The following is a 22,682-nucleotide window of genomic DNA, read 5'->3' as shown; positions in this document are numbered from 1 at the left end:
CGATACCCTCTTTTAACTTTCTATATCAATATAAAAATAGTTATTACTATAATAAAAACAGTAATGCTAAGTTAATTTAGTACAAACTCTCAAGGAAACTTCGCCTTAATCTCATCCAAACATAAATTTCCTATACTCCCCAGATGCGTATGTGGTTTACCTAAATCAGGTTCATAGGTATTGTTTTGTACTTGACTACCAATCTCTTTATAGGCTTCTCTAAACGACATACCATCAACCACCAGATTATTGATGCTGTCAACCGTAAAGAGATACTTGTATTTTTCATCATTCAAGTCGATATCCTTAACGATGATTTGCTGAATGGCATAGTTGAAAATATCGAGAATGTCCTTAACATCTTCCAAAGCATTGATCATGTTTTCCTTTAACAACTGAAAATCGCGATGGTAACCACTAGGCAGATTATTGGTAACCAGTAGCATTTCGGTATGTAAGGCTTGAATCTTATTGCACTTGCCTCTAATCAATTCAAACACATCAGGATTCTTTTTGTGAGGCATAATACTGCTGCCTGTAGTCAGCTCGTCTGGGAAACTTATAAATCCAAAATTCTGGCTCATGTAGAGGCAAATATCCATCGCAAAACGAGCCATGGTATTGCATAATCCACCCAAGGCACTGGCAATGGTACGTTCACTTTTTCCTCGGCTGAGTTGTGCGGCAACAACGTTGTATTTTAAGGTTGAAAAATTGAGTTCTTTAGTGGTTAACGCTCTATCAATAGGAAACGAACTCCCATAACCTGCAGCAGAGCCCAAAGGATTTTGATCCACAATTTTAGACACCGCATTAAGCACATAAACATCGTCAATCAATAATTCGGCATAAGCCGAGAACCATAAGCCAAACGACGATGGCATAGCCACTTGCAAATGCGTGTAACCAGGTAATAGTTGATCTTTGTGGGTTTCTGCTAGGCTTAGAAGGGTTTCAAAGAATGTTTTAATCTTATCATTAATCTGTTTTAGATTGTCTTTATAGTACAATTGTAAAGCCACCAAAACCTGATCATTTCTAGAACGTGCCGTGTGGATTTTTTTTCCGACCTCACCTAAGGATTTGATGAGTTCAAATTCAATTTTAGAATGCACATCCTCAAAGGTGTTTTCAATAACAAAATCTTCGCTGTCGATAGATGCTGAAATGGCATTCAACCCTACTTTAAGTTGAGTTAGCTCTTTAGACGTTAAAATGCCTATGGATTCTAACATGATGGCATGTGCTAACGAGGCTTGCACATCGTATGCAGCAATATGCAAATCAATTTCTCGATCGTTTCCGACTGTAAATTGTTCTATTTTTTTATCGATTGAGTAGCCTTTGTCCCAGAGTTTCATAATAACAAATTTTAATTCTTAAAATTTTAGAATCAAGAGCGCTTCGCTTATAGAAAAAAGACGAATCATTTTATAATTTCAAGTCTTTTCTCATGGTTCTTGTATCTTGTCTCTATATTCTTTCATAGCACCTTTTCCAACAATGCAATATAAATTTTTATTCCTTCCTCAATTTCGGACAAATAAATGAATTCATCTGCTGTATGCGAACGTTGACTATCACCAGGCCCTAACTTTAATGACGGACAACTCAATGCTGCTTGATCAGATAAGGTTGGAGATCCATATGTGTCCCTGCCCAAGGCGATACCAGCTTTTACCAAATCGTGATGTACAGGAATAGATGATGAATTGAGTCGTAAACTTCGCGGTTCTATACGCGAACAAGGTGATGTCTTCTTCAGTATGTCTGCAATCTCGGCATTGGTATATTTATCATTAACGCGGACATCAATGACCAAATCCACTTCTGAAGGGACGGCATTGTGTTGTTTGCCAGCATTAATTTGGGTAACCGTCATTTTAACATCACCAAGCACAGGTGATTTTTTATCAAACTTAAACTCCTGAAACCATTTCAGTACATTAATGGTATTGTAAATCGCATTATCATCATTGGGATGCGCCGCATGGCTTGCCGTACCTTTAACTTTAGCATCAAAAACCACCAACCCTTTTTCGGCAATAGCTAAATGCATCAAAGTGGGCTCACCAACAATGGCGACATCAATTTTTGGAATAACCGATAGCATACTGTTTAAACCATTCTGACCACTACTTTCTTCTTCAGCCGAAGCCACCATAACTAAATTATAATCGAGATTTTTCTTTTTATAGAAATAGGTGAAGGTTCCTAAAAGTGATACCAAACAACCACCTGCATCATTACTGCCCAAACCGTATAGTTTTCCATCGTCTACAATGGCTTTAAATGGATCTTTGGTATAGCCGTTATTCGGTTTTACGGTATCGTGATGCGAATTGAGAAGCAACGTCTGTTTATCTTTATTGAAATGCTTATTGGTAGCCCAAACATTATTTTTTTGCCGTTTGTAAGGAATATTATGTCTTGTAAACCATTGTTCGATAAGCAAAGCGGTTTGTTCTTCTTCGGAAGAAAACGAAGGTGTCTCTATGAGTTGCTTTAATAAAGCAATAGCTTCAGCGGTCAGTGTCTTTATCATTTTTGAATGGTTGTATGGATAGATTTTGATTGAAATAACATATCTGGTTTCCCAATACAAACTTTACACACATTGTGGTTAATGGCATTAAAGCAATTGGTCAATTTTGGAAGCATCCCATCCGCTATAACACCTTGGTCAATGAGTGTTTGATAGGTTTCTGTATTAATCTGTTGAATAACAGAATTATCATCAGCAACATTCTCTAGTACACCATTTTTTTCAAAGCAGTAATACAGTTCCGTTTTGAATGTTTTTGCAAAACCGATGGCCAATTCTGAAGCAATGGTATCAGCATTGGTGTTTAATAACTGACCTTTCACATCATGCGTTATGGCACAAAATACAGGTGTGATGTTGTTAGTCAGTAGTAGTTCTAAAACACTAGTGTCAACGGTTTTGATATCACCAACAAACCCAAAATCAATAGGTGTTACAGGTCTCTTTTCTGAAATAATCGTATTGCCATCAGCACCAGAAAACCCAATGGAATTGCAATGATTTGCCTGCAGTTGGGCTACAATAGTTGTATTGATTTTCCCAGCATAAACCATGGTGATGATATCTAAAGTATCCGAATCCGTAATCCGCCTACCTTTATACATTTTTACAGGAACATGCATTTGGTCGGCTAATTTTGAAGCCGATTTTCCACCACCATGAACCAGTACTTTAAGCCCTTCTAACTTGGCAAATTGCTTCAAAAAGTCTGATAATGCCTTTGAGTCATCAATAATGTTTCCGCCGATTTTTATGATTTTTAATGTTTTCATTATTCGTTTTTGTCATTCTGAGTGAAACGAAGAATCTCTAATCCAAAAGATTCTTCACTTAGTTCTGAATGACATTATTCATTTAAGTTTTCAAGTATTTTCTTAAGTACCACTTGCGCGGCATACGTCCTATTGTTGGCTTGCTCAATAGCAACGGATTGTTCACTATCCAACACTGCATCCTCAACCACAACATTTCGTCTTACGGGCAAACAATGCATAAATTTAGCATGACCTAACTTATTTTTAGTCATTATCCAATTGGGATCTTCATTCAATATTTTTCCATAATCCGAATAGCTGCTCCAATTTTTTACATATACAAAATCCGCATGTTTTAAAGCCTCATTCTGATTATTATTGATTCTGGTACTTTTTGTGATTTCAGGATTCAGTTCGTAACCTTCGGGATGGGTAATTTCAAAATCCACCTCTAACTGCTGCATCATCGTTACAAATGAATTGGCAACCGCATGTGGTAAAGCCTTTGGATGCGGTGCCCAAGACAACACCACCTTTGGTCTTTGTTTTTCCGATAGTTCTGTAATGGTAATCGCATCTGCCAAAGCTTGCAAGGGATGCGCCGTTGAACTTTCCATACTAATGACTGGTACGGAAGCGTACTTTTTGAAACCATTAATTATAATTTCAGACTCATCTTTGGCTTTGTCTTTTAGGTCTGGAAATGCGCGAATTGCAATAACATCAGCGTATTGCGATATCACTTGAGCCGCCTCCTTAATATGTTCTGAAGCATTCAGGTTCATTACAGTGCCATCTTCAAATTCTAGGTTCCAGGTGTTTTCAACATTCAGAATCATAGTGTGCATACCTAATTGCTCTGCTGCTTTCGCAGTGCTTAACCGTGTTCTTAAACTTGCATTAAAAAAGAGCATGACCAACGTTTTATGCTTCCCTAAGGTTTCAAACTGAAAAGGGTTACGCTTCAATGCAATCGCCTCCTTTATTAGTGTTGAAAGGTTTGAAATGTCGGATATGGATGTGTAATGTAGCATATTAATCAAGTTCTGTTTTCAATGCTTCAAAAAGCATATCGATATGTACTTTTTGAACCGTTAATGGAGGAAGTATTCGAATGAGATTCGGATTTTTAGCACTTCCTGTAAATATGTGATGCTTGAAAATGAGCTGTTTTCGCAATTCTGAAATCGGGAAATCAAACTCCAGGCCAAGCATTAATCCCCTGCCTTTGATGGCCTTTAGTTTAGGAAGCTGTTTTGCTTTTTCCTGAAAATATTCAGAAATATCGGCTGCATTTTGCATCAAATTTTCACTTTCAATAACGTCCAAGACCGATAGGGTAGCAGCACAAGCCAAATGGTTACCGCCAAAAGTGGTGCCTAACAAGCCAAATGATGGTTTTATGGATGGATGGATTAAAATACCTCCAACAGGAAATCCATTACCCATACCTTTTGCGATTGAAATGATATCTGGTCTCAAACCATGCTTCTGAAAGGCGAAAAAATCACCAGTTCTTCCAAAACCCGATTGTACTTCATCGGCGATTAAAACCGTATTGTATTGTTGGCATAGCGCTTCTAGACCCTGATAAAATTCAGTTGTACTTTGACCCAATCCACCTACACCTTGAATACATTCAATAATAACCGCACAGGTTGCATTGTGTTTTAATATGGATTCGACTGTATTTAAATCACCAAGATCTACAAAGTCAACGATTTGCTGTGCATTAACTGGCGCGACTATTTTTGAGTTATCAGTAGCCGCAACCGCTGCCGAGGTTCTTCCGTGAAATGAATTTTTAAATGCTAATATTTTGGACTTACCATTATGAAATGAGGCTAGCTTTAAGGCATTTTCATTAGCTTCTGCGCCAGAATTACACATGAATAATTGATAGTCACTGCAACCAGAAAGCTTACCTAGTCGCTCAGCTAATTTTTGTTGTAATGTGTTTTTTATAGAATTACTATAAAAGCCTAACTTTTTAACCTGATTCGTAATGGCAGATACATATTTAGGATGCGAGTGCCCAATGGATATCACAGCATGCCCACCATAAAGATCGAGATACTTGCTGCCATTGTCGTCATAGACAAAGACATCCTTAGCATACCTTGGTGTTACATCATATAAAGGATAAACATCAAACAAACTCATATCTGTTCTTCTTTTATATTGTTGATTTTCTTGAATGAGGCTACCATCCCTTGAATTAATGAAGAACTTAAACCCTTATGTTCCATTTCGTTCAAACCTTCGATGGTACAGCCCATTGGCGTGGTCACTTTATCAATTTCTTCTTCAGGATGATTCCCTGTGGTTATTAACAAATTAGCGGCTCCTTCACTGGTGTGCATGGCCAACTCTTGCGCTTCCTTAGCATCAAACCCTAATTGTATAGCCGCTTGTGTGGTAGCCCTAATTAAGCGCATCCAAAACGCAATACCACTTGCGCAGACAACTGTTGCTGCTTGCATCTGTGACTCTGGTATAGCTAGCGTATGGCCTAATCGGTTGAAAATAGCCTCAGCAACTTTAATCCGTTTTTTACCTAGTTCATTACAGCACAAACAGGTCATGGATTTACCAACCGCAATAGCTGTATTTGGCATGGCTCTAATAATAAAATTTTCTGCACCAACTTCTGCTTCGATCTTAGGAATGGTAAACCCTGTAATAGTTGAAATTAGCACGTGATTTTCATTTAGATAAGGCTTAATGTCCTTTAGGATATTTTCGAAATGTGCTGGTTGCACTGCAAAAATTAATATATCGGATTGCTTTACTGCTTCAATATTATCTGAGGTTAGACTTACGTTATTATAACCTTCGAATTCTTGTATGTCACTTAAATTTCGTTTGGTAAGGTAAAGCGTTGTGATAGCATTGGTGGTAATTAATCCTTTTGCTATAGATTTTCCCAGGTTTCCTGTGCCTATGATTGCGATTTTCATGTTTTTTCGTTGTTATCGTCATTGCGAAGGAAGAATGACTGAAGTAATCTGTTTTATGAGATTGCTCCACTACGTTCGCAATGACCTCTAATTAAAAATAATTTGCTTTAAGATTCAATCCTTCGGTTTCATCATAACCAAACATTAAATTCATATTCTGAATGGCTTGTCCTGAAGCTCCCTTTAATAAATTGTCTATGATACTTGTTATTAATAATTTATTGTCGTGTTTATGTAAATGAAGGATGCATTTATTGGTGTTAACGACTTGTTTTAAATGAATGGTTTCATCTGAAATAATCGTAAATGGTGCATCTTCATAGTAATCTTCAAATAGCTTTTGTGCTTCTGAAAGTTCACCATCAAAATTGGTATAAACCGTTACAAAAATGCCTCTTGAGAAATTCCCGCGATTAGGCATAAAATAAATTTCAGAATCAAGATTATTTTGAAGTTGATTAATGGTTTGATTGATCTCGCCTAAATGCTGATGCGTAAATGGCTTGTAATACGAAAAATTGTTATCGCGCCAAGTGAAATGTGTGGTTTTGGATAGCGATGTACCGGCTCCTGTTGCTCCTGTAACAGCATTGACGTGAATATCATCAGATATCAAATGGCTATTTGCTAATGGTAATAATGCCAATTGAATAGCAGTCGCAAAACAACCAGGATTGGCAATATAATTCGCGTTTTGAATGGCTGATTTTTGTAATTCTGGTAATCCGTAAACAAATTCTTTTCCTTCGAAATATTTATCAGCTTCTAGTCTGAAATCATTACTAAGATCTATGATTTTGGTACTTTCTGAAAGGCTATGCCCCTCTAAAAACGCCTTGGAATTTCCGTGCCCCAAGCATAAAAATAAGGCATCTACTTCCGAATTGATTTGGTTAGTAAATACGAGTTCGGTCGTGCCAATTAAATCTTGATGAATTTTGTAGACTTTATTCCCGGCATTCGATGTGCTGAAAATGAAATCGATTTTTATATGCTGATGATTCAATAATAATCGTATCAACTCACCAGCTGTATAACCTGCGCCTCCAATGATGCCTACTTTAGTCATGATTTTGAATGTATTTGTTGATAGATTTTATTTTGATTGCCATTGATTTTAATAAAGCCTTTGGCTTCCTCAGCGGTCCATCCTTTATTTTCTTCACCATAACTTCCAAATTTTGCATTCATCAAATCGTTAGAAGAAGAGGCGCCATCTAATGAAAAATGATACGGTCTTAGAGTGACGAACACACTTCCAGTCACTTTAGATTGGCTATTCTGAAGAAAGGCTTCTATATCTCGCATTACTGGATCTAAATATTGACCTTCGTGTAAATGCATGCCGTAAAAACTAGACAGGTAATCTTTATGCTGTAATTGCCATTTAGTTAAGGTGTGTTTTTCAAGCAAATGATGTGCTTTAATGGTGATTAATGCTGCGGCAGCTTCAAAACCAACACGTCCTTTAATGCCAACAATAGTATCACCAACATGGATATCCCTTCCAATAGCATATTTAGAAGCAATGTCATTTAGTTCTTTTATACAATGTTGAGGTTGGTCAATCTTGCCATTGACCGCTATGAGCTCCCCTTTATTAAAATTGAGCACTATTTTTTGTTCATTATTTTTTTCTAACTGTGATGGATACGCGGAATCTGGCAATGGTTTTTCTGAAGTCAGGGTCTCATCACCGCCAACACTCGTTCCCCAAAGCCCTTTATTTACTGAGTATTTCGCCTTTTCCCAAGACATGTCGATGCCATTTGCTTTGAGATAATCGATTTCCTCTTGTCTGGTCAATTTACCATCTCTAATAGGTGTAATGATTTCAATGTCTGGTGCTAAAGTTTGAAAGATCATATCGAAACGTACCTGATCGTTACCAGCACCTGTACTACCATGAGCTATATATTTAGCGTTAATGCTCTTGGCATATTGAATAATCTCTATAGCTTGAATAATTCGCTCGGCACTTACTGATAAAGGGTAGGTATTATTCTTTAGTACATTACCGAAGACTAAATACTTGATCACTTTATTATAATAACTGGTAACAGCATCAATATTTTTATAGGTTTTAACACCCATTTTATAAGCATTGGCTTCAATGGATTTTATTTCCTCTTCAGTAAAACCACCAGTATTGACGCTAACAGCGTGCACATCATAACCAGCTTTGCTTAGACTAACGGCACAGTACGATGTGTCCAATCCTCCACTATAGGCAATAACTAATTTTTTCATGTGTTCAATTTTTATCTTTTTTTAAGAACCTCGATTGTTTGATGTTTTTCAATCTTGTCCATACTTTTTTATCATAATTATGTTTGGAAGTTTTTCCAACAACCTGTTTGGATGGGTCATAAAGCATACCTGTGCACAAGCACATTTTTTGTTCAGTACGCTGCAATACATCATAATTTTTGCAGGTTTGGCATCCTTTCCAAAACGATTGGTCATCTGTAAGTTCTGAGAAGGTTACAGGCTTATAGCCCAATTCACTATTCATTTTCATAACAGCTAATCCTGTTGTAATACTAAAGACTTTAGAATCTGGAAATTTAGTTCTCGAGTGCTCAAAGATGACTTTCTTTATTTTTTTCGCCAATCCTTGATTTCTGAAATCTGGGTGAACAATTAATCCAGAATTGGCCACAAATTTGCCATGACTCCAAGCTTCGATGTAGCAAAATCCTGCAAATTGATTACCTTCTAAAGCAATAACCGCATTACCATTTTCCATTTTGGAAATGATATATTCAGGCTTGCGCTTAGCAATGCCTGTGCCTCTAACTTGTGCGGCTTCTTCAATAGTTTTACAGATGATATCTGCATAAACCGTATGTGATTTATCAGCAATAACAATTTTCATTGTAATTGTGTTTTGGATTAAAAATGTAGCTTGATTTTTTTTGAAAACAGAACTGGACTCACCTAAGTTCTAAAATAGAAATATACCCTTACGGGCGACGAAAAACGGGACGTAACCTTTTACTGTTGTTAAGAACAACAACAGTGCTAAAAATAAATATGAAGGTTAAAGCTAACAAAATGACTTTTCGTATTTAAACTTAGTATAAAAGTAGAAATATATTTTTAACAAGCTACCTTTTATCGACTTTATTCATGATAATTATGATATTCTTAAAATAGCTTGCGTTATTTTAAGAATATTCGAATAATTCACTACAAAATGTAATCTGTACTCACAAAGTTCGATGCTTTAGAATCGAGCAAGTCTTTTAAAATAGCATTGTTATAGTCATTGTCTTTAGACGCAACAAATGTTCTAATTGAAAACGAACGAAGTGCATCATGAACACTTAGCGTAGCAACTGCTGAGTCTTTACGCCCAGTAAATGGATACACGTCGGGTCCTCTTTGGCAAGAACTGTTGAGATTAACACGACATACCAAATTCACAAGCGTATCGATTAATGGTGCTAGGGTATTCGTGTCTTTACCAAATAGACTTACTTGTTGCCCGTAATTTGAGGCCGCCATATCATCTAGAGGTTCTTCAATATCTGAAAAAGGTATCACTGGGATAACAGGGCCAAATTGTTCTTCTTCGTACACACGCATATCCTTAGTCACTGGATATAACACGGCAGGAAAAATATAATTATCTGTAGTTTCTCCGCCTTTAGCGTTCACTATATCTGCGCCTTTTGCTTTAGCATCATCAATCAATTCTTGAATATAGGCTGGTTTATCTGGTTCTGGTAATGGTGTTAATTTAGCACCATTATCCCAAGGGTTTCCAAACTTAAGGGCATCAACAGCTTTAGAGAAACGCCTGTTGAATTCTTCCACGATATCTTCATGGACATACAATACTTTCAATGCTGTACACCGTTGCCCATTGAATGATGTGGTGCCCGCAATACATTCGCTAATGGCTAAATCTAAATCAGCATCTTTTAAAACAATAGCTGGGTTTTTGGCTTCCAATCCTAAAACCATTCTTAATCGGTTGCTTTTTGGATGGTGATCTTGTAAAGCGTTAGCAGACTTACTGTTGCCTATTAATGCTAATACATCCACGCGTCCATCTTGCATAATAGGAGTGGCCACTGTTCTACCTCTGCCATAAAGAATATTTACAACGCCTTTTGGGAAACTATTTTGAAAGGCTTCTAATAATGGAGAAATTAATAACACCCCAAACTTTGCGGGTTTAAATATTGTTGTGTTTCCCATCATTAATGCAGGAATCAACAAAGCAAATGTTTCATTTAATGGGTAATTATATGGTCCTAAGCACAACACCACACCAAGCGGTCCACGTCTAATATGGGCATGGACGCCACTGTTTTTATGAAATTTAGCACTGTTACGGTCTAATTGTTTGTAATCTTCAATGGTGTCGTAGATATATTCGACGGTTCTATCAAACTCCTTTTGGGAGTCGGGTAGGTTCTTACCAATTTCCCACATTAAGAGTTTTACGACTTCATCGCGCTTAGTTTTCATTTGTTCTACAAACTTTTCCATACAAGCTATACGATCTGCTACCTTCATCGTTGGCCATAGACCTTGGCCCTTACCGTAAGCGTTTGAAGCTGCATCTAAAGCTTGTAAAGCCTCTTTTTCTGTCAAGGTTGGAATCGTTCCTAATAACGTGGGTTTATAATCTTCCGTAGAGGAAATTGTAGAATAAACTTCGGATGTTGCACCGTTCCATTCTATCAATTCACCATCAAGTAAATAGGTGGATTGACGTGTGAGTTCTTTAATTTGAAATTCTTGAGGGATCTCATTATGTTTCATAATAAGTGGTTTTTATTTGAGCAATTGTTCTTTTAATTGCTCATAATTCGAAATTAAAATACTTTTCTTTTCAAGATGTATTATTACTTCGATTTGGGATGGTATGGAGATTTTATCAGCAATGGCTTTTGGCATTACCGGTAAAAACTTAATAGGGTGTGCGGTTTCTAAAAACACACCTTGTGCCTTATTCGTTTTTAAATAATCCTTTAATGCCAGATAACCTATGGCGCCATGAGGGTCAGCCACATAGTTATAGGTGTCATTTAAATAGTTAATAGCTTCAATAGTTTCTGAATCTGAATAACTATAACCGGACAAATTGTTTTTTAAAGCCTCGAAATCGTGATGATGTAATTCTTCAATACGTATAAAATTACTTGGCGCACCAACATCCATGGCATTGGAAATTGTTGCTACCGAAGATTTCGTTTTATAATCACCTGTCTTCAAATATTCTGGAACAATAGCATTTGCATTGGTACCTGTTATAAAATGGTCTATAGGCAACCCTAATTTTTGAGCCATCATTCCTGCGCAAATATTTCCATAGTTGCCACTAGGTACAGAAAACACGAGCTGTTCAGTCTTATGTTTTAGAGCTTTATAGGCAAAAAAATAATAGAACATTTGTGGCAACCATCTGGCAATATTGATAGAGTTGGCTGAGGTTAAAGTTCGTTTGCCTTTAAAGTCTTCATCCAAAAAGGCGCGTTTTACCATCTCTTGGCAATCATCAAAAACTCCATCAACTTCAAAAGCAGTGATATTTTGACCAAGAGTCGTCAATTGTTTTTCTTGTATCTCACTAACTTTTCCACTTGGATATAAAATAACGACTTCAACACCTTCGACTCCCAAAAAACCATTAGCCACGGCCCCTCCTGTGTCACCAGAGGTCGCGACCAAAACGGTAATATCCTGATGATTATCATTTTGCTTGTTAAAATAGCCTAAGCACCTTGCCATAAAACGTGCGCCAACATCTTTGAAGGCCATAGTTGGGCCGTGATACAATTCTAAAGAGGCCATGTTTTTTTCCAATTCAATGACTGGAAAATCGAAACTCAAGACATCTTTAAGAATGGTTTTTAAATCGGATTCAGGGATTTCATCGCCAACAAATTGTCTGATGGCTTCATAAGCAATCGTAACATTATCCAGTGTTTCGATAGTCTCAAAAAAAGCATCTGGAAGCTTGTTGATTTCCTTGGGGAAGTATAAGCCTTTATCGGGAGCCAAACCTCTCACAACCGCTTCCTGAAACGATACTTCTGGTGCATTACGATTTAAACTAAAATAGATCATATTGGTCTTGCTCCTGTTTTACTGATATTAGACACATAGATCGCATAATCGATTCCAGATTTTTCATAAATGGCATGCATGGCTTCAGCGATTTGTTTAGCCATAAACATACCCTTGCTCAAAGCAAACATTGAAGGTCCAGAACCAGAAATACCAACACCTAAGGCTCCAGATTTTATGGCGGCTTCTTTGACTTCATCAAAATGAGGAATAAGTAGTTTGCGCTGAGGTTCAGCAACATAATCAATAAGGGAATTGCCTATCAAATCAAAATCACCAGCATATAAGCCACTAATAAGTCCTCCGACATTTGCCCACTGTGCTATTGCCGTTTTAACGGGAATAGTTTCTGGTACCACTTTACGTGCATCTTCGGTTTTTATTTCAATTTGTGGATGAATAATAGTGGCTACCAACTCCGATGGAGTAGGGATGGGCACAATATCCAATGGTTCATAACTTCTGACTAAAATAAAGCCTCCATATATACAAGCCGCAACATTATCTGCAATAGCGGAGCCACAAGCTGCGACTTCGCCTTGCATGGCAAATTTGGTTAATTGAAGATGGTCGTATTTTGAACCCAAAAGTTCATTAACTGCAAATGCAGTACCTGCGGCACTAGCAGCACTACTCCCCAGACCACTTCCTGGCTTAAAATTCTTTTGGATTTTTATATCCAAACCAAAATCAGCTTCACTATGTTGGAGCATTAGTTTTGCTACAACACCAGCCACATTTTTGTCAGCTTCAAATGGAAGGTCAGCACCATGGATTTCCGTAATCCTGACGACTTTGGTCTCGGTTTTTTTAAAAACCATGTTGTCACCTAATTCACTAAGTGCAAAACCCATGGCATCATAACCGCAAGACACATTTGCAACTGTTGCTGGTGCAAAGACTTTAATTTGGTTCATACTCTAGTTTTTCCCTAAGGTAATGATATCTGCAAACAAACCAGATGCTGTTACTTCAGCTCCCGCACCAGCACCTTTAATAATCAGTGGTTGTTCGGGATAACGATTGGTGTAGAACAGTACAATATTATCCTTACCCTTTAGATTATAGAATGGATGGTCTTTGTCGACTTCCCTTAAACCTACTTTAGCTTTTCCATTATTGAATTCGGCTACATATTTCAATTGACAATTATTTTGATCAGCAGAAGCATATAATCCTTCAAAATGCAAAGCCTTGGTTTTTAGAGTGTCATAGAAATCGGAAACAGAATCAGCTTTAATGCTTTCTTCTGGTAAAAACGATTTGTTTTCAATATCGTTCAAATCTATTTTAAACCCAGATTCCCTTGCGAGAATCAAAATTTTACGAGCCACATCCACGCCACTAAGATCAATTCTTGGGTCTGGTTCGGTGTAACCTTCTTCCTGTGCTTGCTTTACAATATCGTGGAAGCTATTATTATGGTTAAAATTATTAAAGATGAAATTTAAACTACCTGATAGCACGGCTTGTATGGAGGTGACTTCATCTCCTGAATTAATCAAGTTATTCAAGGTGTTTATCACTGGTAATCCAGCACCTACATTAGTTTCGAACAAAAAGGATGCACCATACTTTTTAGATAGTTCTTTTAATGTTTTGTAAGCACTGTATGATGATGAGCAAGCTATTTTATTACAAGCAATCACTGAGATACTCTCTTCAAAATAATTGGTATAGGTATTGGCAACCTCCTCGTTTGCAGTAATGTCAATAAAAATGCTGTTGCTTAAGTTGAGTGATTTCACCGTTTCAAAAAATGATTCGTGTGTTCTGTCGGTACCAGTATCAATTTGCGATTTCCAATCCCTAAGATCAATACCTTGAGTATTAAATACCATTTTTTTAGAGTTGCTAATACCCACGACTCTGATATTCAATAATAGATGTTCTCTTAAATGTGCTTGTTGTTTCTTGATTTGCTTTAGTAATATGCCTCCAACATTACCCAGTCCAACAATAAACAGGTTTAAGGTCTTTATTTGTTTTTCAAAAAAGATATTGTGAAGCGACACCAATGCCTTTTTAATGTCCTTATGGGCAATTACTGCGGAAATGTTACGTTCTGAAGCACCTTGTGCTATGGCTCTAACATTAACATTATTCTGTCCTAAAGCTCTAAACATTCGGCCACTAATCCCTTGATGATTTTTCATATTATCACCGACTACAGCGATAATGGCTAAATCTCCTTCTACTAATAAGGGTTTGATTTTTTTTAATGAGATTTCGTAAGCAAACTCTTCATCCACAACTTGTTTTGCTTTTTTGGCATCATCACTAAAAACTCCAACACAGATGGAGTGTTCGGAAGAAGCTTGGGTGATGAGAACCACATTGATTTGGTTAAGCGATAGTACAGAGAATAGACGTTTTGAAAATCCTGGAACACCAACCATCCCATTACCTTCTAGAGTTAACAATGCGATATTTTCAACATGACTGATACCTTTAACAGGCCCATTTTTGCTTTTAGGATTTTTTGAGATCAAGGTACCTTCAGCTTCTGGCTCGAATGTGTTTTTTATATAAATAGGTATTTTTTTTTGCAATGTAGGTTGAACCGTAGGTGGATATAATACTTTGGCACCAAAATGAGAGAGTTCCATTGCTTCTTGATAGGATATTTCTTCAATTGGAAAGGCTTGCCTCACGAGTTTTGGGTTTGCCGTGAACATACCACTTACATCTGTCCAAATCTCTAAAATAGATGCATCTACCGCTGCAGCAATTAGAGCTGCTGTATAATCCGATCCTCCTCTTCCCAAAGTAGTGGTATCGTTAGTATCACTTTTAGATACAAAACCCGGAAGTAGTGTTATTTTTTCATCCGATTCATCAAAATAATCCTTTATGTTTTTATTAGTTGTTTCAACCTTTACATTGGCTTGTGTATGGTTAGCATCTGTAATAATTAATGTTCTGCTATCTTTTAAGGTAGATGATGTTTCAGACTCTTTCAAGGCTTCAGAAATAATATAAGACGACAATAATTCGCCGTAGCTTAAAATCTTATCTTTTGTTTTATCCGAAAACTCATTGATTAAATAGATGCCTTGAAGTAAATCGTATAATGTTTTTAACTCATCTTTTACCTTCAATATAACAAGCTCACTTTTCTTTTTAGGTAGTAAAAGTTTACAGGCTTCTATATGTCTTGCTTTTATGGCCTCAAACGTATCTACATAGCTCAGGTCCTTTTGAGTCGCTAACTCACCTGCTTTTAATAATTGGTCCGTTATCCCGCCAAAAGCGGAGACCACAACAGCAATCCTTTGTTTTTGAGCTTCGCTTTTAGCAATATTAATAACCTTGGTTATATTTTCGGCATTGGCAACTGACGTGCCACCAAACTTAAGTACTTTCACTTAATTTAATTTTTTAACAATTATATTAAAAATTGGAATAAATCCGGCTTATCGTTGAGGTAATCTCCAAAAAAGTTATGAAGTTTCATTTTGGTGATAAGTGGTTGTAAATCATCAGGTGATTTTAACTGTAATCCAACTACGGCAACATCCTTCTCACGGTTTACTTTTTTGGTGTACTCAAAATGGGTAATGTCATCTTCTGGACCTAAAATTGTGGTTACAAATTCGCGTAAAGCACCTGCACGTTGTGGGAACTTGATAATAAAGTAATGCTTAAGCTTTGCATAGAGGAGAGCACGTTCCTTGATTTCAGCAGTTCTGGTGATATCATTGTTACTACCGCTAATCACACAAACAACGTTTTTGCCTCGTATTTGTTCTTGGTATTGCTCTAGAGCCGAAAGACTTAAGGCTCCAGCAGGTTCTATCACAATCGCATCTTTGTTATATAAATCTAAAATGGTCTGACATATTTTACCTTCATCAACCACCACGATATCCTCTAAAGTATCTTTGCAAATCGCAAAATTTAAATCTCCAACACGTTTTACAGCTGCGCCATCAACGAAGTTCTCAATAGAGTTAAGCGTTGTGTTTCTGTTATTTTGAATGGATGTCAACATGGAAGGCGCACCTTTAGGTTCCACACCAATAATTTTAGTTTCTGGTGAAAGTATTCGGAACACGCTAGATAACCCTGCAGATAATCCGCCACCTCCAACGGGAACAAAAACATAATCGATTGGCTCCTCCTTTACTTGATTAAAAATTTCTAATCCTACTGTAGCTTGTCCCTCAATAACCTTTTCATCATTAAAGGGATGGATGAAAGTTTTATTGAGACGTTCGCATTGCTCCATAGCTGCATCGTAGGCATCGTCAAAGGTATCACCAACCAAAACGACATCTATGTAATCTTCACCAAACATTTTAACCTGATCGATCTTTTGCTTTGGTGTCGGTGAAGGCATAAAAATGGTACCTTTTATTTTTAAAAGTTTACACGACATGGCCACGCCTTGTGCATGATTACCAGCACTGGCACATACGATTTCGTTTTCAACCTGTGATGGGCTCAAGGAAGCTATTTTATTGTATGCCCCTCTTATTTTATAAGATCTTACGATTTGTAAATCTTCTCTTTTAAAATAGATGTTAGCACCAAAGTGTTTGGAATAGCGTTCATTTTTGACCAAAGGTGTCACCGAAGCGATGCCTTTTAATTTTTCTACTGCAACTTCAACAGCTGCAAGTGTCGGTTTATATGTCGCAGTTGTATGATCCATAGATTTGAATTCTTAAATGAATTCTGATTCTGAGGGTTGTTAATTATTATACCAATACCGAATCTTGAACGTTAGCGGTCTTAATGGTTTTCATGGCTGTCATGGCTGCCCGTAAACGTTGACCAACCGCCTCAATCGGATGATTTCTTATGGCATCGTTTACCGCAATAAGTTCAATATTATCAACACCATTAGACGTTGTATACGGTTTGCCAATGACTGAGGTGTCAATCGTCTTCATAAAATCTTTTAATAACGGCTTACAAGCATGATCGAATAAGTAGCAACCGTATTCTGCCGTATCAGAGATTACACGATTCATTTCGAACAATTTTTTTCTGGCAATGGTATTGGCAATCAATGGCAATTCGTGTAAGGATTCGTAATACGCAGAATCTTCAATAATGCCAGCACTTACCATGGTTTCAAAGGCTAATTCGACACCAGATTTTACAAAGGCTACCAATAGTACACCATGATCAAAGTATTCTTGTTCACTGATGTGGTCTGTGGTTAACTCTGTTTTTTCAAATGCTGTTTCGCCAGTAGCTGCTCTCCAAGTTAGTAGGTTAACATCATCATTGGCCCAATCTTCCATCATCGTTTTTGAGAAATGACCAGAGATGATATCATCCATATGTTTTTCAAACAGTGGACGCATAATGTCTTTTAATGCTTCAGACAATTCAAAGGCTTTGATTTTTGCAGGATTCGAAAGCCTATCCATCATATTGGTGATACCACCATGTTTTAAGGCTTCGGTAATCGTTTCCCAGCCAAATTGAATTAATTTTGCGGCATATCCGGGCTCTATACCTTCTTCAACCATCTTGTCAAAAGATAAAATAGCTCCTGTCTGTAGTAGACCACACAAAATCGTTTGCTCTCCCATTAAGTCGGACTTCACTTCCGCAATAAATGAGGATTCCAAAACACCAGCTCTATGTCCTCCAGTAGCTACGGCATAAGCTTTGGCTTGTGCCCAACCTTTCCTCTGAGGGTCATTTTCGGGATGAACTGCTGTGAGTGTAGGCACTCCAAAACCACGCTTATATTCCTCGCGAACTTCGGTTCCAGGACATTTTGGCGCCACCATAATCACGGTAAGATCTTCACGAATTTTAGTGCCTTCCTCAACAATATTAAAACCATGGGAATAGCTCAACGTCGCACCTTGTTTCATCAGAGGCATCACAGCTTTAATCACATTGGTGTGTTGCTTATCTGGTGTTAAGTTTAAAACCAAATCAGCATCGGGAATTAATTCATCATAAGTGCCAACCGTAAATCCATTTGAGGTCGCATTTTTATAGGACGCTCTTTGCTCGTTAATGGCTTGCTGACGTAAGGCATAAGAAATGTCTAATCCAGAATCTCTCATATTTAATCCTTGGTTAAGGCCTTGGGCACCACAGCCCACAATGACAATTTTCTTTCCTTTTAATGCCTTTACACCATCTTCAAATTCTGAAGCCTCCATAAATCGACATTTCCCCAATTGCTCTAATTGTTCTCTTAATGATAATGTGTTGAAATAATTTGACATTTTCTTTTGGTTTTTAGTGCGCTTGAAATGCTTCAAGCATTTGTGATATTTTCATTTCGCTTTTAGTGACAGCAATGCGTCCGGAACGTACAAATTGCATAATGCCAAAGGCACTAAGTTCCCTATGCAACAGATCGATTTCTTGTTTTCTTCCTGATTTTTCAAGAACAAAGAACTCTTTATTAACCGTTACGATTCTAGCATTGCTCTCCTTGATGATATTTTGAATCTGACGTTCTTCAAACAAAAGGTCAGATTTAATTTTAAACATGGCTGAGATTTGGTAAATGGTTTCTTCATCGGTATGATAATAGGCCTTTATAACTTCTACTTGTCGTTCTAATTGACCGATGATTTTTTTCATCTGTTCTTCGGTAATGTCTACCACTAAAGTAAATCTCGATACCCCTTCAATTTCGGATCTCGAGGTATTTAAACTCTCGATATTGATATGTCTGCGTTGGAATATCGCAGAAATCCTGTTTAGTAAACCGATGTTGTTTTCGGTATAAATAGATACTGTAAAATGCTTGATCTCTTTTTCCATAACTAATCTAATCTAATATCTGAAACTGATGCTCCTGATGGTATCATCGGAAAAACATTATCTTCTTTTTCGACACATACTTCTAAAAAGTAAGGTTCTTTACTCGCAATCATTTCTTCTACAGCATCCGCCAACTCCTCACGTTTTGTAACACGCTTAGCGTTTAAATGATAGCCTTTGGCAATAGCTACAAAATCTGGATTGGTCATTTCAGTAGAGGCATAACGTTTATCAAAAAACAATTGTTGCCACTGTCTAACCATACCAAGGAAATCGTTATTGAGTACGACGACTTTCACGGCAGCCTTTTGCTGACAAATGGTACCTAACTCCTGAATAGTCATTTGGTAGCCACCATCACCACAGATTGAAATGACTTCGCGTTCTGGTGCAGCCATTTTTGCTCCTATCGCCGCAGGTAAGCCAAATCCCATTGTGCCAAGTCCACCTGAAGTAATATTACTCTTAGTGGTATTGAATTCCGCATAACGACAAGCAATCATTTGATGCTGACCAACATCGCTTACTATGGCAGCTTCACCTTTAGTTTGTTTGTTTATTTCTTTTAAAACTTCACCCATGGTTAAACCTTCTTTTGTAGGGTGCAAATCATTTTTAATGACTTTTTCAAATTCTATTTTATAGAGGTCTTTGAATTTTTGATGCCACTCATGGTGTGAGTTGGCGTTCAATAAGGGCAGTAGTTCTTTCAAACTTTGCTTGGCATCACCTAATACAGCCACATCGGTTTTTACGTTTTTATCAACTTCAGCAGGATCAATTTCAAAGTGTATAATTTTAGCTTGCTTAGCATAGGTCGCGAGATTTCCTGTTACTCGATCATCAAATCGCATACCTATGGCAATTAAAGCATCACATTCATTGGTCAATACATTAGGGGCGTAATTGCCATGCATACCTACCATACCAACATTTAATGGGTGAGAGGTCGGAATTGCGGAGGCACCTAAAATTGTCCATGCTGAAGGGATGCCGGCTTTTTCAATGACTGCTTTAAATTCTTCTTCGGCCTTACCTAGAATAACACCTTGTCCCCAAACCACTAAAGGTTTTTTTGCAGTATTGATAAGTTCTGCTGCTTTTTCTAAAGATGTGAAATCTGTTTCAGGAACAGGTTTGTAGCTTCTGATGCCATTGCATTTTTCGTACTTAAAATCGAATTCTTCGAATTGGGCATCCTTAGTGATATCAATGAGTACTGGCCCAGGCCTTCCACTTTTTGCTATGTAAAACGCTTTAGCCATAACTTCTGGAATTTCAGAAGCTTCGGTAATTTGATGGTTCCATTTGGTAATTGGAGTTGAAATACCAACAATATCTGTTTCCTGAAACGCATCACTTCCCAATAAATGAGATGGTACTTGACCGGTGATGCAAACCATAGGTGTTGAGTCTATTTGTGCATCGGCAATACCTGTAATTAGGTTGGTGGCTCCTGGTCCGGAAGTGGCTATAGCTACACCAACGTCTCCAGAAATTCTCGCATAACCTTGGGCAGCATGTGTAGCGCCTTGCTCATGTCTGGTTAATACATGGTGGATTTTGTCTTGGTATTTGTAAAGCTCATCATAAACAGGCATTATAGCTCCACCAGGATAGCCATAAAGTACTTTCACCCCTTCTTCGAGCAAACATCTTACTACAGCTTCACTCCCTGAGATGCGTTCAGTAGTTGCTGTACTTTTTACTTGGGTTTGTATGGTTTGTGTTTCTTTCATCTGCTTTTCTTTTAAAATTCGTCTGTGACACAGCCTTTGGATGCTGAGGATACTGTTTTTGCGTATTTGTACAAGACGCCTCGCTCAAATTTTAAATCTGGTGCTTTCCAGTTTTGACGTCTTTTTTGCAATTCTTCTTCCGACACTTCTACGGTTATGGTATTGGTTTCAGCATCAATAGTAATCATATCTCCATCTTCTACAAAGGCAATAGTGCCACCTTCTTGCGCTTCTGGGGTAATATGCCCCACAACAAAGCCATGCGTTCCACCAGAGAATCTTCCGTCTGTGATTAAAGCCACATCCTTGCCCAAACCAGCACCCATTATTGCAGCGGTTGGCTTCAGCATTTCTGGCATTCCAGGACCGCCTTTAGGTCCTTCATAGCGTATAACTACTACATCGCCCTTTTCAACTTTACCATCCCTTATACCATCATTGGCTGCGTACTCTCCTTCAAAGACTTTGGCTTTTCCTTTAAAGCTTAACCCTTCTTTTCCAGTGATTTTTGCCACACTTCCATCGGTAGCTAAGTTGCCATAAAGTATTCTCAAATGTCCAGATATTTTAATGGGTTTTTCAATAGGTTTTATCACATCTTGGCCTTCGGTTAAATCTTCGACATCCAATAAGTTTTCAGCTAAAGTTTTCCCTGTTACGGTTAAGCAATCACCATGCAGCAAGCCTTTTTTAAGAAGATACTTCAAAACCGCTGGAATACCACCAATAGCGTGTACATCTTCCATGAGGTATTTGCCGCTAGGTTTTAAATCCGCCAAAAACGGAGTATTATTGCTAATATCTTGAAAATCCTTAAGTGTAAAATCGATTTGCGCTGCTCTGGCAATGGCGAGAAAGTGCAGTACAGCATTGGTAGAACCTCCCAAGATTGTTACCAATCGGATGGCGTTTTCCAAGGATTTCCTTGTAATAATATCTGAAGGTTTTATGTCTTTTTCTAACAAAACACGCATGGCTTCACCGGCACGAATAGATTCTTGCTTTTTCTCATCACTTAACGCTGGGTTGGAAGAGTTAAAAGGTAAGGCCATACCTAAAGCTTCAATGGATGAAGCCATAGTATTGGCGGTATACATACCTCCGCAGGCACCCGCTCCGGGACAAGCCTTCTCTACAATATTTTGATATTCGTTCTCGGTCATGGTACCAGCAACTTTACTTCCCCAAGCTTCAAAGGCCGAAACCACATCTAATTTCTTTCCATTATGGCAACCGGATTCAATTGTACCACCATATACTAAAATGGATGGGCGATTCAACCGAATCATAGCTAAAAGTGCGCCTGGCATATTTTTGTCGCAACCTACAACGGTCACAAGGCCGTCATAACTCATAGCTTGTACAACGGTTTCCATAGAATCTGCAATGATATCGCGAGATGGTAAGGAATAACGCATTCCTGGGGTCCCCATAGAAATTCCGTCGCTTACTCCTATCGTATTGAAAATTAAGCCAACAACATCTTCATGCTGCGTACCTTCTTTCACCAATTTGGCCAAGTCATTGAGGTGCATATTGCAAGGGTTGCCTTCATAACCTGTGCTGGCTATGCCAACAATAGGCTTACTAAAATCCTCCTTAGTTAACCCAATGGCATGCAGCATGGCTTGCGCTGCTGGCTGTGTTGGGTCTTGGGTAACCGTTTTGCTATATTTGTTTAATTGGCTCATGAATTTTGAATTCAAAATTTTTGATGATTTAAATCTAAATTAGCCGTTACGTCATGGTCGTGCCGTATTACAAGTGAGGTTAATCTAAACTCAATAGTGTTTAAGTGTTGTTAACTATTTGAAAAATAGAATTTTAGATATAAATTATTATGATG

Annotated in this window: 18 protein-coding genes; all 18 read right to left on the bottom strand. The window is 37.7% G+C overall.

The features are described 5' to 3' along the window. Window positions 1-89: 89 nt before the first annotated feature. The 18 genes from argH to ilvD all read right to left on the bottom strand — a co-directional run bounded on the left by argH (window position 90) and on the right by ilvD (window position 22,527). Window positions 90-1,361 carry an argininosuccinate lyase gene (gene argH / locus Q0992_RS02710; protein ID WP_299520109.1) on the bottom strand — a complete coding sequence of 424 codons (1,272 nt, stop codon included), beginning with the start codon at window positions 1,359-1,361 and terminating at the stop codon, window positions 90-92. A gap of 122 nt (window positions 1,362-1,483) precedes the next feature. Further along, window positions 1,484-2,545, bottom strand: coding sequence for a M20 family metallo-hydrolase (locus Q0992_RS02705; RefSeq protein ID WP_299520107.1), 1,062 nt, complete (start codon window positions 2,543-2,545; stop codon window positions 1,484-1,486). Beyond that, window positions 2,542-3,318, bottom strand: a complete 777-nt coding sequence (gene argB, locus Q0992_RS02700) for an acetylglutamate kinase (protein ID WP_299520105.1) — start codon at window positions 3,316-3,318, stop codon at window positions 2,542-2,544. The genes Q0992_RS02705 and argB overlap by 4 nt, the downstream gene beginning before the upstream one ends. 74 nt (window positions 3,319-3,392) lie before the next feature. Continuing rightward, window positions 3,393-4,334, bottom strand: coding sequence for an acetylornithine carbamoyltransferase (locus Q0992_RS02695; protein ID WP_299520103.1), 942 nt, complete (start codon window positions 4,332-4,334; stop codon window positions 3,393-3,395). A 1-nt stretch (window position 4,335) separates the two neighbouring features. Then, the gene (locus tag Q0992_RS02690) at window positions 4,336-5,463 is read right to left on the bottom strand and encodes an aminotransferase class III-fold pyridoxal phosphate-dependent enzyme (protein WP_299520101.1); all 1,128 of its coding nucleotides are present in this window, start codon (window positions 5,461-5,463) and stop codon (window positions 4,336-4,338) included. Further along, entirely contained in the window at window positions 5,460-6,260 is an 801-nt protein-coding gene (proC, locus tag Q0992_RS02685) for a pyrroline-5-carboxylate reductase (protein ID WP_299520099.1), read from the bottom strand. Before proC ends, Q0992_RS02690 begins: the two co-directional genes overlap by 4 nt. Window positions 6,261-6,351: 91 nt before the next feature. Continuing rightward, on the bottom strand, window positions 6,352-7,329 hold the full coding sequence (gene argC / locus Q0992_RS02680) for an N-acetyl-gamma-glutamyl-phosphate reductase (protein ID WP_299520097.1): 978 nt from the start codon (window positions 7,327-7,329) through the stop codon (window positions 6,352-6,354). Beyond that, window positions 7,326-8,510 (bottom strand): argininosuccinate synthase domain-containing protein, encoded by a 1,185-nt coding sequence (locus Q0992_RS02675; protein ID WP_299520095.1) that lies wholly within the window; start codon window positions 8,508-8,510, stop codon window positions 7,326-7,328. Before Q0992_RS02675 ends, argC begins: the two co-directional genes overlap by 4 nt. 4 nt (window positions 8,511-8,514) lie before the next feature. Beyond that, complete coding sequence (locus Q0992_RS02670) at window positions 8,515-9,138, bottom strand: GNAT family N-acetyltransferase (RefSeq protein ID WP_299520093.1); 624 nt, start codon at window positions 9,136-9,138, stop codon at window positions 8,515-8,517. 314 nt (window positions 9,139-9,452) lie between these two features. Further along, entirely contained in the window at window positions 9,453-11,039 is a 1,587-nt protein-coding gene (locus Q0992_RS02665) for an NADP-dependent glyceraldehyde-3-phosphate dehydrogenase (protein WP_299520091.1), read from the bottom strand. Between the two features lie 12 nt (window positions 11,040-11,051). Continuing rightward, complete coding sequence (gene thrC / locus Q0992_RS02660; RefSeq protein ID WP_299520089.1) at window positions 11,052-12,347, bottom strand: threonine synthase; 1,296 nt, start codon at window positions 12,345-12,347, stop codon at window positions 11,052-11,054. Beyond that, complete coding sequence (locus Q0992_RS02655; protein ID WP_299520087.1) at window positions 12,344-13,264, bottom strand: homoserine kinase; 921 nt, start codon at window positions 13,262-13,264, stop codon at window positions 12,344-12,346. The genes thrC and Q0992_RS02655 overlap by 4 nt, the downstream gene beginning before the upstream one ends. A gap of 3 nt (window positions 13,265-13,267) precedes the next feature. Next, window positions 13,268-15,715, bottom strand: coding sequence for a bifunctional aspartate kinase/homoserine dehydrogenase I (gene thrA, locus Q0992_RS02650; RefSeq protein ID WP_299520086.1), 2,448 nt, complete (start codon window positions 15,713-15,715; stop codon window positions 13,268-13,270). Window positions 15,716-15,735: 20 nt separating this feature from the next. Further along, window positions 15,736-17,004 carry a threonine ammonia-lyase gene (gene ilvA / locus Q0992_RS02645; protein WP_299520084.1) on the bottom strand — a complete coding sequence of 423 codons (1,269 nt, stop codon included), beginning with the start codon at window positions 17,002-17,004 and terminating at the stop codon, window positions 15,736-15,738. Between the two features lie 46 nt (window positions 17,005-17,050). Then, a complete protein-coding gene (gene ilvC, locus Q0992_RS02640; RefSeq protein WP_299520082.1) occupies window positions 17,051-18,550 on the bottom strand; it encodes a ketol-acid reductoisomerase in 1,500 nt (499 codons plus the stop codon). Between the two features lie 13 nt (window positions 18,551-18,563). After that, window positions 18,564-19,097, bottom strand: a complete 534-nt coding sequence (ilvN, locus tag Q0992_RS02635) for an acetolactate synthase small subunit (protein WP_299520080.1) — start codon at window positions 19,095-19,097, stop codon at window positions 18,564-18,566. Window positions 19,098-19,099: 2 nt separating this feature from the next. After that, entirely contained in the window at window positions 19,100-20,836 is a 1,737-nt protein-coding gene (ilvB, locus tag Q0992_RS02630; RefSeq protein ID WP_299520078.1) for a biosynthetic-type acetolactate synthase large subunit, read from the bottom strand. Between the two features lie 11 nt (window positions 20,837-20,847). Continuing rightward, complete coding sequence (gene ilvD, locus Q0992_RS02625) at window positions 20,848-22,527, bottom strand: dihydroxy-acid dehydratase (RefSeq protein ID WP_299520076.1); 1,680 nt, start codon at window positions 22,525-22,527, stop codon at window positions 20,848-20,850. Between the last annotated feature and the right edge of the window lie 155 nt (window positions 22,528-22,682).

The organism is Winogradskyella sp., from assembly GCF_028289625.1.
Taxonomy (GTDB): domain Bacteria; phylum Bacteroidota; class Bacteroidia; order Flavobacteriales; family Flavobacteriaceae; genus Winogradskyella.
Note: the sequence above shows the minus strand (reverse complement) of the source record. Positions and strands in the feature narration are given on the sequence as shown.